This is a genomic window from Achromobacter sp. MFA1 R4 (assembly GCF_900156745.1).
GTDB lineage: Bacteria > Pseudomonadota > Gammaproteobacteria > Burkholderiales > Burkholderiaceae_B > Achromobacter.
In genome coordinates this window covers 778,544-793,633 of sequence record NZ_LT707065.1, presented here as the reverse complement: position 1 = coordinate 793,633, position 15,090 = coordinate 778,544, and the positions used below count along the sequence as shown (strand labels likewise).

Below are 15,090 nucleotides of genomic sequence, written 5' to 3'. Positions count from 1 at the left end.
CTCTTCCTTTACAGGTTTGGGAACGCGCGCGATTTCAGCGCTTGAGCGAGGGGGAGACCGTCGTTGCACGCTTCCGTCAGCGCTGCCTGCCATGCGTCCATGCCGCGCAGCGTCGGTCCGTGCAGGGCAAGCAGGGTGACGTAGTCGGCCAGGTCGCCCGGACGCCGCAATCCTTCTGCGCGGGCCTCGCGCAAAAGCTTGCCGACCAGGCCAAGCCGTGTTCCATGGCAGTTCTCCGCGAATCCGGAAGCGGCAAGCGGTTCACGGAGCTGTTCCGCGAGGCTATAACTGAGCGGGTCGCCGGCCAACGCGTCCCAACACGCCTGGTCAAGCTGAATGAGCGGAATGCCGGCAAGCTGGGGCTGGTCGTAACCCGCGTAATGCCGCCAGGCTTTGCGCTCGGGATGCGGTTCGATGACCCACCAGGATTGGATTGGCGCAAGCAACTGGCCGATACCCGGCAGGTCGCGCCGCGCATGAAGGATGGGAAACGCCAGCTCGGTATGAAAGCGCAGCATGTAAGCGTGGCCGTCGGGGGCTTGGGCGGTCGTCGCTTGAGCAAGATGCCCGGCAAGCGCCGAGGGCGGCAAGGCGCTGATCAGCCAGCCGCAGAGCGCATCGCTGGTCGCATCGGTCAAGGCGCGATGAAAGTCGTATTGCCCCTGGAGGTCGGAACCCGGCGCGGCTGCAACCAGCCACGGACCCACGTCGCGAAGATTGGAAAAGCGCGGTTGATTCAGCAGCGGCCACGCGTTCGGCGCATGTCTGTCCAAAAAGGGCTGGCGCGCCGGCGCTGGCATCCGCGCCATCTCCACGATGGCGGTCAGGCGATGGGACGACGACTTGCGCAACGCATCGATCAGCTCTTGTGCAAACGCAGTGATCATGCGTGCGCTCCTTCCAGTCGGATGAGACTACGGCCTTCGGCTATCGCCTTGAGCAGGCAGCCCAGGCAGACGGGTTCGCCCAAGTCCGGGACGCCGCTGTGGGAAATGGAATTGGCGTTGCCTTGCGCAGCGGTCGCCAGCGGGCCCTTCATCTGTATGGCGATGCCATCGAGCGTGATGCCTGTCCCGTCGATGCGCAGCGTTCCGCCCGGCGCCCTGATGGTCAGACTGTTTGCGGCGAGAATTTCGTAGTCCTGGGTGCGATGCGTGATGCGCTGGCCGACCTGAATGTCGGCATGGCCCTGAACCTTCTGTTGAAGGTGCCCGCCGATCTCCACATGATGGTTGGCGGTGGTCCGGTCCTGGCGGTTGTTGCCCACGGCCTCGATACGGTCTTTGGCGATGGTGATGCCATGGTTGCGTCCGATGCTGAGGAGGTCGTCGCGGCCGATGTCCTGCCGGCGGTCCTGCCCGACAATGACCTGTTCGTCATTGCCTATCGTCTTCGCTCGGTCATGTCCGATGACGACGCGTTCATCGCGTTCGACCTGTTCGCTGCGGTCATTGCCGATGAAGGTGGATTCGTTGTGGTTGACGTGGATGTTCTGGTCCTTCTGCGCGTGGACGTAGATTTCTTCCCGATCCCGTTCATCCTCGAAGCGCAGCTCGTTGTAGCCATCGCCCTTGTGCGACTTGCTCTTGATCGTCATCCGCGTCTTGTGCAGCGGCAATTCGTAGGGCGGCAGGTTGATCGCGCGATTAGTGCGTCCGGTGATGATGGGCTGATCGCAGTCGCCATCCAGGAAATCGACGATCACTTCCTGGCCGATGCGCGGGATGGCCATGTGGCCCCAGGCCGCGCCCGCCCAGTTCTGCGAGACGCGGATCCAGCAGGAGCTGTGCTCGTCGTTCCTGCCCAATCGGTCCCAGGGGAACTGGACCTTCACGCGACCGTATGCGTCGCAGTAGATTTCTTCGTTGGCAGGTCCCACGACCGAGGCGATCTGCGGGCCGTCGATGCGGGGTTTAAGGGCTGGTTCCGGCTTCCAGTCCACCTTGTCCGGCACGATGTCGGCGGTGTAGCGGTATTGGGTGCCTTGCGCGGTGTCGGCGCCTTCTTCCTGCTGGCTGGTGTGCTGGATGCCGTGGTGCTGCATGCGCACGGGGCGCCAGCCGTGGTTCCAGTCTTCGCGCGGGTGGCCGGTCAGGTCGAACGCCACGCCGGGAATGAGCCTTGCGTCGTCGCCTTCGACGCGGGCCATGCGGGCGTCGCGCCGCAGGCCGAGGAGGCGGCTGTGGGTGAAGGGTTTGCCGGCTTCGTCGCGTTTGTAGCGGCCGGGGTAGTCGTAGCGTTCGTAGCGGGCGTCCTGGTGGTCCAGTTCGCGCGCTAACGCTGAATGCTCCTGGTCGTACTGCGGATGGGTGTAGGTGTAGTCGCGTTGCGTCTGGCGCGCGGTGCGCACGTGTTCGGCATACGTGAAGCGGCGCAGTGCCGGTTCGGGCTGATCGCCGCCGGGTGTTGGGTTGTAGGTGACCGGGCCGCCATCGATCGCGCCATGGACGTAGATGCGATCACCGTGGATCAGGCGGTGGCCCTTGTCGGTGTGAGCAAAACGGTAGAAGAAGCCCTCTTCGGCCGCGAGCCGGTCGAGGAACCGCAGGTCCGTGTCGCCCGCCTGCACGCAATACTCGCGCGGCAGGTGTTCGTGGGTGGTGACCTGTTCATAGTCCGTGATGCCGTGGGACTTGATGACCTGATCCAGGATTTCCGGCACCGATTGCTGCTGGAAGATGCGCCAGTCGGAGCACAGCGACGCGCGCGCCAGCGCCGGTTCCACCACGGCGCGGTAGCGGGTGCGCCGGAAACCGGTGTCGCCCTGTTCAAAGCTGGTGACGATGCCGTGTACGTGGCGCACAGGCACATCACCGCGCCAGATCGTGAACAACGCGGGTTGGTCCAGCAGCGCGCCAAAGTCCACGGCCGCATCGAAGCTGGACAACGCCACGCGCAAAAGAAAGGTCTCGGACAGCGCTTCATCCAGCGTGAACTCGATGACGTCGAATTCCACGCCGGCGGCGGACGGAGAAAACGTGAATCGCAGATCGGATAAACGGGTCATCTCGGTATCCTGCGCAGCCGCAACGTTGCGAGCAATCCTTGCGGCTGCCGATGGTCAAGAAGAAGACGGAATCACCGCTGGCGGCGACTCCGGGGACCGGATTGAGCAATGAGGCAGGAGGAGCCGGCGCGCGACGAATCGGGCCGGCTCATCTGGCTCATCCCGCTCAGCTCTCCAGCGGCTTGCGCCAGTCGTCCGAGGCTTCCGTGCCCGCGATCGCGTGGGTCCAGGTGATCTTGCGATACGCCATGGCCACCTTGATCAGTTGCGTGTAGTCGGCGTTGCCCGGGTCCTGCGCGTGCGGCAGGACGCTGGTGATGTCCACGATCGTGGCGTCTTCCAGTTCGGTGGTGAAGAAGTGTTCCTGCTTGCCGTCGATGGAGGTGCGGTACCACTTCACTTCGACCTTGGGCAGCATTTCGCCGGCGGCCAGGGCCTGGTACATGAGCGGCGTGGCCTTGTTCAGCGCGCTGGTGAAGATGAACGGCTTGTGCACGCGCTGGCCCGAAGGCTGGCCGCTTTGCGGGTCGGTGGGGGTGTTGACGCGGTGCTCGATTTCCTGGACCAGGATCTGGTCTTCGTGGCCTTCCACGTAGACGTTGCCGACGGAGTCGGCGGTGAAGGCGCCCTGGGTGATGTTGCCCTGGGTTTTGCCGGTGATGCTGATGTAGGCGGGAGTAGGCATTGACGGATTCCTTGTCGTCGTGAGGCCCGGTGGGGCCGAAGCATCCCGAAGGTGGGATGTGGCGACATATGCGAAATCCGTGCCAGGTGGGTCAGCGCGGGAGAAACATTTGAAGAATCAATGGGCTACGAGGAATTTGGCGGGATGCCATAAGACAGGCCGCAGGGGCAGCGTCACGCAAACCCGGGGTTTGACCGAGAAATCGGGCCAAATTTGACTCGCTTCGGACTAAGTCTTTGATAACTAAGCACTCTGAGCGGGCCATTTTTGGCCCGGTCGGGTCAAATCTGGCCCGGTCCGCCGCTTCGGGCCAGGTTTGCGAGGTGGCGGCAGGCCGGTGGCAGGTGATCCTGGACGTGGCCGCAGGAATCGTCATCAGCGCGGAACGCGCGCCGAGCCTCATGGCGGCGGCGCGCAGTGTCTTGCGGGGAAGGTGTCAGTTGGCGCTGGCTTTCCAGGTGCCGTCGGGCTGCTTGCAGAACCAGAACTGCCACGTTTCCGTGGTGGTCGTCCGCGCAAAATTGCCGACCAGGAAGCGGCAGACGCGGTCGTTTCCGGTTTTGGTGGTCTGTTTGGGCGTCAACTGCACGGTGATCGGCGCCGCCCGCTTGCGCTGGGTGGTGCTGGTCCATTCGGTGCTTTGGCCGTCCGCCGAGCTGTTCAGCGCCTGCGCCACGGCTTCGTGGAAGGAAGCGCGGTCGGCCTTGGATATCTGCGTGATGAGGGCGTCGTTGAGCATGACGGGCGGGGCGGCAAATGCCGCCGACGCCATGCCGCCGGACAGAAGCAACGCGACAAGAACGCGGGGATATTTCAAGATGGGGCTCCCTGTTGTGAACAGCCAATGTGGCGGTAAGCAAGTCTGCGCCGTGAATCTGAGCCGATAGTACGACAAAAGAAGGCCGCCCAACCGGGCGGCCCAAGGGTCAACAAGGGGAGGGTAAATCTGCGTGCGGCTCAGTTGCCGTGATAGACGCCGGCGAACGGCATGTCATTGGGTTCGACGTTCGACACCTGGCCGGCGGCCTTTGCGGCGGCCAGTTCGGCCTTGACCTCGGCGCGGGTCTTGCCGGTGTGCGGCGTGCCATAAACCCCCTGGAAAGGCACGTCGTTCGGCTCGACGCTGGTGTCCACGCCCGCGGCCTGGGCGGCGGCCTTCGCGGCGGCCAATTCGGCTTGCACCTGGGCGCGGGTGGGGCCTTCGTACGGGGTCCCGTAGACGCCCTGGAAGGGCACGTTGTTGGGCTCGACGTTGGACGAGGCCTGGGCGCCGGCGCTCAGCGCGGCCAGGGAGAACATCAAAGCGGTAGCAAGGGTCTTCATGGTAAACCTCCGATTTCTAGAGCCTGGGAGCGAATCCGGCGGCCTTTCCGTCGTGGTTCGTTGCTGTGTCCCGATGCCTGCATCTTGCGCCGATTTGACGTAGGTATTAACCCGGGTATGCGTAAAAGAAATTTCCATAAATGGAAAAATGGTGGCACGAGGCCACTTAATTCACCACTTATGGAAATCTCCCCCATCGCGCGGTCACCGATTTTCCCGTCCGCGGCCAAGCATGCGACGATCTGGCATCGTGGCGGCACAGACTGCGTGAAAGGGATGGGTGCCGTGCAGTGCAAGGCGGGACTGATTTGCGCCCAGCGTTCGACAGCCCTCGCTACGTCAAGCCGTGCGGCGCCGGCCCCTGCGGCAGGGGCGGGCACGAAGTACGCTGAGGACGCGCGGCGCCGATGGCAGGCGCGTGGCGGGCGGCGGGCACCCTGGCGGCGGCACGGCGACGCTATCGCGCCACCCGGTATGCCGCTCAGCTCAGTAGTGCGGCGGCAGTTCGTCGCGCAGGCTGCGGAAGGGGGCGGCGCCCTCGGGCGCCTGCTGGCGCAGGTCGGCGACCTCGCGCATGAGCCGTTCGATCTGCTGTTGCTGGCGGACGACGATCTGGTTCAACTGTTCCAGCAGATCGTCCGCGAAGCTCGCCTTGACCTCCAGGTCCAGCAGCCGGCGTTCGATGTCTTGCGAATTTTCCATGGCGGGTATTAGAACCTATTCCCGCTCCAGCACAGGAGAGAAGTTTGGCGCAGCGGCAATGGCGGGACGGTGGACCTTGGCGGTGGACGGCCAGCACGATCCTGGCGCTGGCGCCGGCCGCACCCGCTTTCGCGCAAGCGCAATCGCAGGCGCAGACGCTCACCCCGGTCGTCGTCACCGGCACGCGGCTGGGCACGGCCGTACTGGACACGCCGGCCTCGGTGGACATTGTCCAAGGCCGCGCCATGCGCTGGCAGCAGCCGGGCATCAACCTGTCGGAAGGCTTGGCGGGCGTGCCGGGCCTGCAGATCCAGAATCGCCAGAACTACGCGCAGGACCTGCAGATCTCCAGCCGCGGCTTCGGCGCGCGATCCACCTTCGGCGTGCGCGGCGTGCGCCTGTATGTGGACGGCATTCCCGCGACGATGCCGGACGGACAGGGCCAGACGTCCAACATCGACATTGGCTCCATCGACCGTGTCGAGGTCTTGCGCGGGCCGTTTTCGGCGCTGTATGGCAATTCGTCAGGCGGCGTCATCCAGGTCTTCACGCAGGACGGCGCCGATCCGCCCGAACTCACGGCCAGCGGCTGGGGCGGCAGCTACGGCACGTGGCGCTATGGCGCCCTGGCGAGCGGCGTTGCGGGCACGGGCGCCGGTCAACTGGATTACGTCCTGGACCTTTCGCGCTTCACCACCGAGGGCTACCGCGACCACAGCGCCGCCCGCAAGAACCTGGGCAACGCAAAGCTGGGGCTGCAGCTCAACGACGACAGCCGCCTGACCCTCATCGTCAACAGCGTCGACCTGACGGCGCAGGATCCGCTTGGCCTGACCTACCAGCAATTCCAGGACGACCCGCGCAGCGCGCCCATCGCCGAGCAGTACAACACGCGCAAGACCGTCAAGCAGACGCAGGGCGGCCTGATCTTCGACCACCAGGTGGATGGCCGCAACGCGCTGCGCGTGATGCTTTATTACGGCCAGCGCGACACGGCGCAATACCAGTCGATCCCGCCCGCCGTGCAGCGCCCGCCCACGCAGGCCGGCGGTGTCATCGACCTGAAACGCCAGTACGGCGGGGCGGACGTGCGCTGGACCTCCGAACTGGACCTGGCCGGCCGTCCGCTGACCCTGATCGGCGGCTTCTCCTACGACGCGATGCGCGAAGACCGCAAGGGCTATCAGAACTTCATCGGCTCGGGGCCTGGCCAGCAACTGGGCGTGCGAGGCATGCTGCGCCGTGACGAGACCAATCGCGTCTACAACGCCGATCCCTACGCCCAGGCCTCCTGGAACTTTGCCGAGCGCTGGACGCTGGATGCCGGCCTGCGCTACAGCACGGTCCGCTTCGACTCCGACGACCACTACATCGCCGCCGGCAACGCCGACGACAGCGGCAGCGCGCGTTACCGCAAGGCGCTGCCCGTCGCCGCGCTGCGCTACGCCGTCAACGACGACGTCAGCGTCTACACATCGTATGGCCGCGGCTTCGAAACGCCCACCCTGAACGAGATCTCCTACCGGCCCGGCGGCGACCCGGGGCTGAACTTCGGCCTGATGCCCGCCGTGAGCACCAACCTGGAGGCCGGCATCAAGGCGCGCACGGCGGGCGGCCTGCTGACGGCCGCGGTGTTCCACACCCGCACCGACGACGAGATCGTGTCCGCCGGCAGCTTCGGCGGACGCACCAGCTACCAGAACGCCGGCCGCACCCGCCGCGACGGCTTGGAACTGAGCTGGTCCGGCGAGTTCGGACGGCATTGGCGCACGCAGATCGCCTATACCCTGCTCAACGCGCGCTACGCCGATGACAGCGGCGGCGACATCCGCGCCGGCAACAAGATCCCCGGTATCGCCCGCCAGGCCGCCTACGCGTCGCTCGCCTGGGCTCCACCCGAGGGCTGGCAGGCCTCGGTCGAAGGCCGTTACCTGAGCAAGATCTACGTCAACGACGCCAACGACGCGGACGCGCCCGGCTACTTCGTGGCGGCGGCCAGCGTCGGCTACGCCAAGCGCATCGGCCCGTGGACGCTCAACGCCTATGCCCGCGTCGACAACCTTTTCGACCGCGACTATGCCGGCTCCGTCATCGTCAATGAAGCCAACGGCCGCTATTACGAACCGGCGCCGGGGCGCAATGCGGGGGTGGGGGTGGGGGCGACGTATCGGTTCTGACGCGGGGGAGCGCGTTGCGCGGCGGTTTGACGCGTCATCGGCGCTGCACGCTCAATCCACCAGCCAACCCGCTTCTCCTTCGATCAACACGCCACCGTGGCTGGTGGTATCACCCTGCCGCGCCACGGCCCGGCCTTCCAGCGTGGCCGTCGACGACCCGGTGACGATCACCGCGCCGCAACTGATCTGGTCGCCGACGCGCGCAATGGGGCGGCCGTTGACGTGGGCATGTTCGGCGCCGGTGATCACGGTGCCGGGGCCGTGGGTGGGACAGGTGTGACGATGGCCGACCAGGACGACGGGTTGCATGGGGGAGGCTCCTGTAGGGATGGGGGGAAAGGAAACGCGGGGGCATAGGAAAGGGTGGGGCTGTTTGCCTTGTGGTTCAGCCGAGCACATTCCCATGGATATCGACGAGGTCAAAACCTCGGCCGTTGAAGCGGTAAAAGATGTCCGGGTGCGCTTGAACTGGCGTCGTGTCATAGCCGCTGAGATCCGCGCCCGGGGAACAGAGCTGCTCGACCTCGGCGGGCCATTGGAGATTCGCCGCGCGTCGCAGCAGGTAGCGGTCGATCAACGGGCCACCGGCCAGGTAGTAGGCGGGAAGGACGACCAGTTTCGCGAGTAGAAAGTTGATCAGGCCGTCGTCCTTGAAGGTGACGGATCTTGTGAATCCGCTGGGTGGGTTGGCGGTGCGCTGGGGATCGGGTTGAATGGCGGAGAGACCTTCGGCCATGTAGCGGCGCAGGAATTCCAGGCGGGTAAGGTTGTCCACGAGGGCCGATTCATCGCCCAAGTCGAAGGCGCCGGGAGCCATCGCCAAGTCCGTCGGGCTTGTTCGGAATATCAGTTTGAGTGAGAGCTGCCCTTCTCCTGAGGGGCTGAACTTGGTGAAGGGATGGACCTCCCGCCAAAGCGACGTCATTGCTTCGCCAGGCCGCTGATAAATATGAACGAGTTGCGCTTGCCGATTGAACCGAACGCAAATGGGTTCAAGCTTGAACAATCCATAGGCAAGAAAGAACATGAGGATTGAGAACAAGGTCAGCATCCAGTTGAGGGATACTATTTCTCGCCAATCCCTGTTCGTTAGCATGTCGCACGTAATCGCGATGACTGAGAAGATCGCTGTCGCAAGAAACGCGCCGCAAGTCAAATAAAGTGCGAAGGCCATCTTTCCGACAAAAGCCCGGCTTTCCATATAGCGATCGTTGAACAGCGTTGCGTCGGACAAATCGTCTCCAAAGCTAACCTGACTTGGCCACATCGCCACGCGAATATCAGGAAGGTGCTGCCAGTTGGGGGCCCGCTTGAGATTGTCAAGCATCGCTTCAAAGGTGAGGACGGGTTCCGGCGAAGGTGTCAATTGATCATCTCCAGTATCAGATCCGGTTGCGTAAAGCCGTTAGGCCAGTAGCGCACCGCGGTATTGCCCGTCAGGTTGTGTGCGTCCAATCGCAGGTAGCCGTTTCCGCTCTTGACCTCCACCTTGGCTGGATCATCAATGACGCTTTCTGTCATTAGTCCGAACACCACATGCTGCGAAACTGTGTACGCGCTGACTTGTGGCCTCCACCCCGGCAACAGGACCACGACTTCGCGCTGTGGGCGCGACGGTCCAAATCGTGGCGCTATTCCGTCGAGCACAATGTTGCCGAATCGATAGCTGGCGTCGATCTTGGGCGTCAGGAAAAGCTGGTAGTAGGCTTTCTGCTCCGTCGCGCCATCAAAGGTGGAATCAAGTCCCAGACATCCCTGCTTGATCCAGTCGGTTACTTTGGCCCTTTCGACACGGGACTGATTCCATGTGTAGGCCAGTTGTAGCGCCGTAATGATCAAGGCTACCGGTGCGTCGGCAAACCATATCGCCGCCCGTCCCATCGTGCTGAGCAGTACCGCTCTTCCAGTAGCTTGTATGGCGACAGTGGCTCCCCCTTGCGTTAGTCTTTCTGCCCATATCTTTGCGAAGACGTGAGCAACACCTACGCCTCCGGACGCGATCTGAATCGCTACACCAATGGCGGCGACCGTGCGCTGCTGCTGTCCTTGTTGACGCAGCGCTATGGAGTCCTTTAATGCCGTAGCCAACGCTGCGGCCGCGGTCAAACTGATAGCCCACCGATCTGCCTTGTTGGCCAACGTCTTCAGCACCTCAGCTTCTGATTTCTTGCCTCGCAACATAGCCATATCCCGCTGCCGATTCAGCACGGCTGCCGTCAACGCTTTTCCAGCGCCCCCCATGCCTAATAGATTTCCCGTGACATTCAGAGAATTGACCAGGGCCGACTGATCGGCCGCCGTGAACTGATTCAGCGCAGTAGCGGTGTTCGTAATTGAGGCAAGCACGCTAAGCCCGCCCAGTCCCAATTTCGTTCCGTGCCACATAGACAGTTTTGGCGTCAGGCCGGGCGTAAGTTCTCCGACGCGGGAAAGCCCTGCTTCATCCAGGACAGTCGCAAGGCGAATCACAGTGATGTGATCTTTCGCGCCTCGAGCGAGTGCGCTTAGTCGGAACTTGACAGTCCCTTGAAGCTTCGCCTCTTGCCGAAGCAATTCGGGCACGTCGCGCGTGGCGATTTCTCCGGGAATGGCCAATCGCCCTTCGGCGGCCTCGAACAACGCGGCATACCGACTGCTCCATAGGGATTGCGCCGCCATCGGCTGCTGCCCTTTCATCAACCCCAGCATGGTCAAGGCAGAGAGCTGCCTGGATGCCGCGTCGGGCTGTAACTCCTGGACAAGGACATTGAGATCCTTCAGCGCTTGGCTGGCCAGGTGGTCGGTCGTAGTCTCAAGGATCTGTCGCGTTGCTGCCCAGGCGCTGATCTTGGGATGCCCCATCAGAGCATAGGCCAACAGCGTGCCGTCACGCGGTCCGCTCGGCGTCAGTTGTTGTGCGAGCGCCTGTGTGCCTGATGCGCAGCACGTCAACCCGTACTGCGTACGCACCACCGCTGCGCGTCCGGCCTTGAAGTTGGTGGGGTCCTTCCAGTCGTAAAGACTGATTATCGTCGCCGACAACGCGCCGGGTCCGGTGTAGATGAGTCCCCACGGTTCGAGGTCCGCGGACGCAATGTCGAGTTGTTGCTGGAAGTGCGCCACGGTCGATCCATCGTTCTCAAGGAACGCCGACCGCGCCTTTTGGTCAACGGATTCCGTGAATAACTCCCGCTTGGCTGCGAGACCTCTTTTGTAGGCGTAGTCACGCGCTTCGTTGGCTGCGCCGCCGGTTGCTCCGGGCGGCAGCGCGGTGCCGATCGCGTCGTTCGAGAATGTTTGAAGCTCCGTCTCTCTGGCTAGATTATTGCCAAGCGCTTCAATCGCGTCGCTGACCCAGCGCAGACGCGCGGCGTGTTCGTTGTAGTTGTTCCATTGCCGCAGTACGGCGTCGATGCGGTGATTCAGTTCGCTGGCCAGGCCTACCGGATCGTGCAACACCACCGCCAGCCGTGCGCTTCCGACCCCTTGGGCCATGGCCATGTCGGCAGCGGAGGGCATAAGCGCTCCGTTGGGATACTCGGACCACTGAACTATGTTGCCGTCGAGACCGATGGCTTGCTGTTCCGCGATGTCCTCGATGCGCAGCGTATGCTTGACGCCGGGGGCCTCTTTAGGGCTCGAGTCGGCGAAGAACGCGTCGAGCCACGGCGTCAGGTTGATCGACGTTCCCAGCGTGGTAAGCGTGTCTTTGTCGTTGCCTTGGATGGCTGCAAGCTTGTTCGGACTGAGTAATGTGTCGGCAAACCAGATCACGACTGTCTTCGGGGCGTGGTCATAGGCAGGAATGTAGGGAAAGGGAAGAGACTCCCCCACCAAGCCCGTGGCGCGAAACTCCCCGTCGAATTGAAGTCGCTGAAAGCGGGACGGCCTACGCTGCCCGTTGTTGCTCCCTCCGTCCGGACTGCGATAGACGAAGCACAGTATCTGTTCCCGATTGTCCGGATCGTAGATGTATAGATAGCCGTCGTCGTCGCGCAGGCCGCGCAGCACGTACTGACTGTTTTTCAGGATGGGAAAGCGACGTTCCAGGTTGGCGTGACTGTATGCGTATCCCGCTTTCGCGGCGGGCATGACGGCGTATCTGAGCGGAAAGAAGGGAATGACCTTGCTGCAATTGTGGGCCGATTGCGCGGCCCCGCTCGCGGTACAGGCGCTAAGTTCCCGAGGCGTCTTGGTGATGGCGGTCATCACGCGGCTCCTTTCATGAAGGCGTGGGCCTGCTGCACGCGGCGCCAGGCGGGGACGGTCGATTGGCTCATGATGCGTGCCAAGGGGCTATGGTCGGCGAACAGCTGCTCGTGGTATCGGAAATAGACCTCAAGAAAACCGTACATGTCTTCATCGTTCTCGAATCCGCGCGTGGCGGCGTCGAGGGAATGCCGACGTACGTAGGTCAACATGGTGTGCTCGTCAACACGTTCAAGGGCAGGGATGTTGCCTGCCAACAAGCGGCGCGCGAAGCGGGTGTCTCGATACGCAATCTGTTGCGAATGCAGCGCCTGAAGCCGTTCGGCGGTCAGCGCCAACGGGGCGTCTGCCGCGTGCCCATGGCCAGGCGAGCTGTGAAAGGCGCGATACCAGTCTCCCTTGCCTTCGTTCCACTCGCACCAGTACCAGCGATCGACTGGCCCGAGCAGCGCGTCGATGGCATCACCGTCCAGACCCTGTATCACACCGCGTGATGCGCGGGGATCATGAATCCGGAGCAGTGACTGCGTGCCATCGGGCAACCGGGCATGACGCAGGCAGCGAAGATGAACCAATACAACATCAAAGGATTGGTCCGACATCAGCAGTCCGCCCAGGTGCCTGGAGGGCCAGGCCTGCATGAAGGCTTGCAACAGAGGCGTATCTGCACGGGCTTGCACCAGGAGCGGTCCGTCGCGATGGTGGGCTGCATATTCGGTCTCGCTGTAGATCCACGCATGCCAGATGCGGTGATCCAGCGTGTTGAGCATGACTTCCAGGCCGGGTGCCAGGCCGCCGTCCAATAGCAGGAAGAGACGAGGCTGTCGTTGGACGTCCGTCACGAGGGCGTCCGGTGTCGTGCGCTGGAATGTCATCAGATCGCTCCGGAACGACCGCAGGGGCAATGTTGCAGGGGGCATGTGCCGTCGCTGCGCATTGCGCAGAGGGTATTGAGGGCGCGCCCCTGCTCCGCAATCCCTTTCATGCTCAATTGATTGCCGGCGCCGCGGCCCTGGCTGATGGGGCCTTTAATGTGGATGGCGATGCCCTCTAGCGTGATGCCTGACGCGTCGATCGTGATCGTGCCGCCGGGGCCGCGGAGTACTGTGCTGTAGCTGGTCTGGAGCTCGTAGCGGGCAGTTCTTCTATCGATGCTTTTCCCCGCCGAAAGCCGATGGTGCCCTTGCACGCTCAGCTCGGCATTTCCGCCGACATCCCTCAGGTGATTGGCCGTCGTCTTGTCGATCCGATGGTTCCCCACCTCTTCGATCCGATCCTTGGCCGTGCGGATGACGTGATTGCGGCCGATGTCCAGAAAGTCGTCCTGTGTGACGCTGTGCCGCCTGTCATTGCCGATGGTGACGTGCTCGTCATTGCCCACCGTTTCCTTGCGGTCGTGGCCGATGGCGATGGTCTCGTCGTGCTGGACCTGTTCGCTGCGGTCATTGCCGATGAAGGTGGATTCGTTGTGGTTGACGTGGATGTTCTGGTCCTTCTGCGCGTGGACGTAGATTTCTTCCCGATCCCGTTCATCCTCGAAGCGCAGCTCGTTGTAGCCATCGCCCTTGTGCGACTTGCTCTTGATCGTCATCCGCGTCTTGTGCAGCGGCAATTCGTAGGGCGGCAGGTTGATCGCGCGATTAGTGCGTCCGGTGATGATGGGCTGATCGCAGTCGCCATCCAGGAAATCGACGATCACTTCCTGGCCGATGCGCGGGATGGCCATGTGGCCCCAGGCCGCGCCCGCCCAGTTCTGCGAGACGCGGATCCAGCAGGAGCTGTGCTCGTCGTTCCTGCCCAATCGGTCCCAGGGGAACTGGACCTTCACGCGACCGTATGCGTCGCAGTAGATTTCTTCGTTGGCAGGTCCCACGACCGAGGCGATCTGCGGGCCGTCGATGCGGGGTTTAAGGGCTGGTTCCGGCTTCCAGTCCACCTTGTCCGGCACGATGTCGGCGGTGTAGCGGTATTGGGTGCCTTGTGCGGCGTCTGCGCCGTCTTCCTGTTGGCTGGTGTGCTGGATGCCGTGGTGTTGCATCCGCACCGGGCGCCAGCCGTGGTTCCAGTCTTCGCGCGGGTGGCCGGTCAGGTCGAACGCCACGCCGGGCACGAGGCGCGCGTCGTCGCCTTCGACATGGGCCATGCGGGCGTCTCGGCGCAGACCGAGTAGGCGGCTGTGGGTGAAGGGCTTGCCGGCTTCGTCGCGCTTGTAGCGGCCGGGGTAGTCGTAGCGTTCGTAGCGGGAATCCTGGTGATCCAGTTCGCGCGCTAAAGCTGAATGCTCTTGGTCGTATTGCGGGTGGGTGTAGGTGTAGTCGCGTTGCGTCTGGCGCGCGGTGCGCACGTGTTCGGCATAGGTGAAGCGGCGCAGGGCCGGTTCAGGTTGATCGCCGCCGGGCGTGGGGTTGTAGATGACCGGGCCGCCATCGATCGCGCCATGGACGTAGATGCGATCACCGTGGATCAGTCGGTGACCCTTGTCGGTGTGTTCGAAGCGGTAGAAGAATCCTTCCTCTGCCGCGAGCCGGTCTAGGAACCGCAGGTCCGTGTCGCCGGCTTGGACACAGTATTCGCGCGGCAGGTGTTCGTGGGTCGTGACCTGTTCATAGTCCGTGATGCCGTGGGACTTGATGATCTGGCCAAGGATCTCCGGCACCGATTGCTGCTGGAAGATGCGCCAGTCGGAGCACAGCCCCGCGCGTGCCAGCGCGGGTTCCACCACGGCGCGGTAGCGGGTGCGGCGAAAGCCCGTGTCGCCTTGTTCAAAGCCCGTGACGATGCCGTGAACGTGGCGCACAGGCGCATCCCCGCGCCAGATCGTGAAGAGCGCGGGCTGGTCCAGCAGCACGCCAAAGTCCACGGCCGCATCGAAGCTGGACAACGCCACGCGCAGCACAAAGGTCTCGGACAAGGCTTCGTCCAGCGTGAACTCGATGACGTCGAAGTCCACACCGGCGGCCGCCGGCGAGAACGTGAATCGCAGATCGGATAAACGGGTCATCTCGGTA

12 protein-coding genes are annotated in these 15,090 nt (G+C 63.3%); 1 reads left to right on the top strand and 11 read right to left on the bottom strand.

The genetic code is table 11. The features are described 5' to 3' along the window. Positions 1–8: 8 nt before the first annotated feature. From BXA00_RS03635 to BXA00_RS03610, 6 genes are all read right to left on the bottom strand, one after another. Entirely contained in the window at positions 9–887 is an 879-nt protein-coding gene (locus tag BXA00_RS03635; RefSeq protein WP_076516296.1) for a DUF4123 domain-containing protein, read from the bottom strand. Continuing rightward, positions 884–3,007 carry a type VI secretion system Vgr family protein gene (locus BXA00_RS03630; RefSeq protein WP_076516295.1) on the bottom strand — a complete coding sequence of 708 codons (2,124 nt, stop codon included), beginning with the start codon at positions 3,005–3,007 and terminating at the stop codon, positions 884–886. The genes BXA00_RS03635 and BXA00_RS03630 overlap by 4 nt, the downstream gene beginning before the upstream one ends. Positions 3,008–3,173: 166 nt before the next feature. Further along, the gene (locus BXA00_RS03625) at positions 3,174–3,692 is read right to left on the bottom strand and encodes an Hcp family type VI secretion system effector (RefSeq protein WP_076515977.1); all 519 of its coding nucleotides are present in this window, start codon (positions 3,690–3,692) and stop codon (positions 3,174–3,176) included. Positions 3,693–4,128: 436 nt separating this feature from the next. After that, positions 4,129–4,509: a hypothetical protein gene (locus BXA00_RS03620; protein ID WP_076516293.1), complete on the bottom strand. Its 381-nt coding sequence runs from the start codon at positions 4,507–4,509 to the stop codon at positions 4,129–4,131. A gap of 140 nt (positions 4,510–4,649) precedes the next feature. Continuing rightward, a complete protein-coding gene (locus tag BXA00_RS03615; protein WP_076516292.1) occupies positions 4,650–5,015 on the bottom strand; it encodes a DUF4148 domain-containing protein in 366 nt (121 codons plus the stop codon). 486 nt (positions 5,016–5,501) lie between these two features. Further along, positions 5,502–5,717: a SlyX family protein gene (locus BXA00_RS03610; protein WP_076516290.1), complete on the bottom strand. Its 216-nt coding sequence runs from the start codon at positions 5,715–5,717 to the stop codon at positions 5,502–5,504. A 98-nt stretch (positions 5,718–5,815) separates the two neighbouring features. Between BXA00_RS03610 and BXA00_RS03605 the strand changes: the two genes are divergently transcribed. Next, positions 5,816–7,894, top strand: coding sequence for a TonB-dependent receptor (locus tag BXA00_RS03605; RefSeq protein ID WP_076521774.1), 2,079 nt, complete (start codon positions 5,816–5,818; stop codon positions 7,892–7,894). Between the two features lie 51 nt (positions 7,895–7,945). Here BXA00_RS03605 and BXA00_RS03600 read toward each other — a convergent pair whose 3' ends face one another. From BXA00_RS03600 to BXA00_RS03580, 5 genes are all read right to left on the bottom strand, one after another. Next, positions 7,946–8,203 (bottom strand): PAAR domain-containing protein, encoded by a 258-nt coding sequence (locus BXA00_RS03600; protein WP_076516289.1) that lies wholly within the window; start codon positions 8,201–8,203, stop codon positions 7,946–7,948. A gap of 76 nt (positions 8,204–8,279) precedes the next feature. Continuing rightward, positions 8,280–9,260: a hypothetical protein gene (locus BXA00_RS03595; protein WP_156902730.1), complete on the bottom strand. Its 981-nt coding sequence runs from the start codon at positions 9,258–9,260 to the stop codon at positions 8,280–8,282. After that, a complete protein-coding gene (locus tag BXA00_RS03590; protein WP_076516285.1) occupies positions 9,257–12,082 on the bottom strand; it encodes a toxin VasX in 2,826 nt (941 codons plus the stop codon). The genes BXA00_RS03595 and BXA00_RS03590 overlap by 4 nt, the downstream gene beginning before the upstream one ends. Next, positions 12,082–12,957 (bottom strand): DUF4123 domain-containing protein, encoded by an 876-nt coding sequence (locus BXA00_RS03585; RefSeq protein ID WP_076516283.1) that lies wholly within the window; start codon positions 12,955–12,957, stop codon positions 12,082–12,084. Before BXA00_RS03585 ends, BXA00_RS03590 begins: the two co-directional genes overlap by 1 nt. After that, positions 12,957–15,083 carry a type VI secretion system Vgr family protein gene (locus BXA00_RS03580; RefSeq protein WP_076516281.1) on the bottom strand — a complete coding sequence of 709 codons (2,127 nt, stop codon included), beginning with the start codon at positions 15,081–15,083 and terminating at the stop codon, positions 12,957–12,959. The genes BXA00_RS03585 and BXA00_RS03580 overlap by 1 nt, the downstream gene beginning before the upstream one ends. Positions 15,084–15,090: the final 7 nt, after the last annotated feature.

Coding starts and splice junctions, on each gene's coding strand:
- BXA00_RS03635 (WP_076516296.1), bottom strand. CDS start 887: ATGATCACTGCGTTTGCACAAGAGCTGATCGATGCGTTGCGCAAGTCG.
- BXA00_RS03630 (WP_076516295.1), bottom strand. CDS start 3,007: ATGACCCGTTTATCCGATCTGCGATTCACGTTTTCTCCGTCCGCCGCC.
- BXA00_RS03625 (WP_076515977.1), bottom strand. CDS start 3,692: ATGCCTACTCCCGCCTACATCAGCATCACCGGCAAAACCCAGGGCAAC.
- BXA00_RS03615 (WP_076516292.1), bottom strand. CDS start 5,015: ATGAAGACCCTTGCTACCGCTTTGATGTTCTCCCTGGCCGCGCTGAGC.
- BXA00_RS03610 (WP_076516290.1), bottom strand. CDS start 5,717: ATGGAAAATTCGCAAGACATCGAACGCCGGCTGCTGGACCTGGAGGTC.
- BXA00_RS03600 (WP_076516289.1), bottom strand. CDS start 8,203: ATGCAACCCGTCGTCCTGGTCGGCCATCGTCACACCTGTCCCACCCAC.
- BXA00_RS03590 (WP_076516285.1), bottom strand. CDS start 12,082: ATGACCGCCATCACCAAGACGCCTCGGGAACTTAGCGCCTGTACCGCG.
- BXA00_RS03585 (WP_076516283.1), bottom strand. CDS start 12,957: ATGACATTCCAGCGCACGACACCGGACGCCCTCGTGACGGACGTCCAA.
- BXA00_RS03580 (WP_076516281.1), bottom strand. CDS start 15,083: ATGACCCGTTTATCCGATCTGCGATTCACGTTCTCGCCGGCGGCCGCC.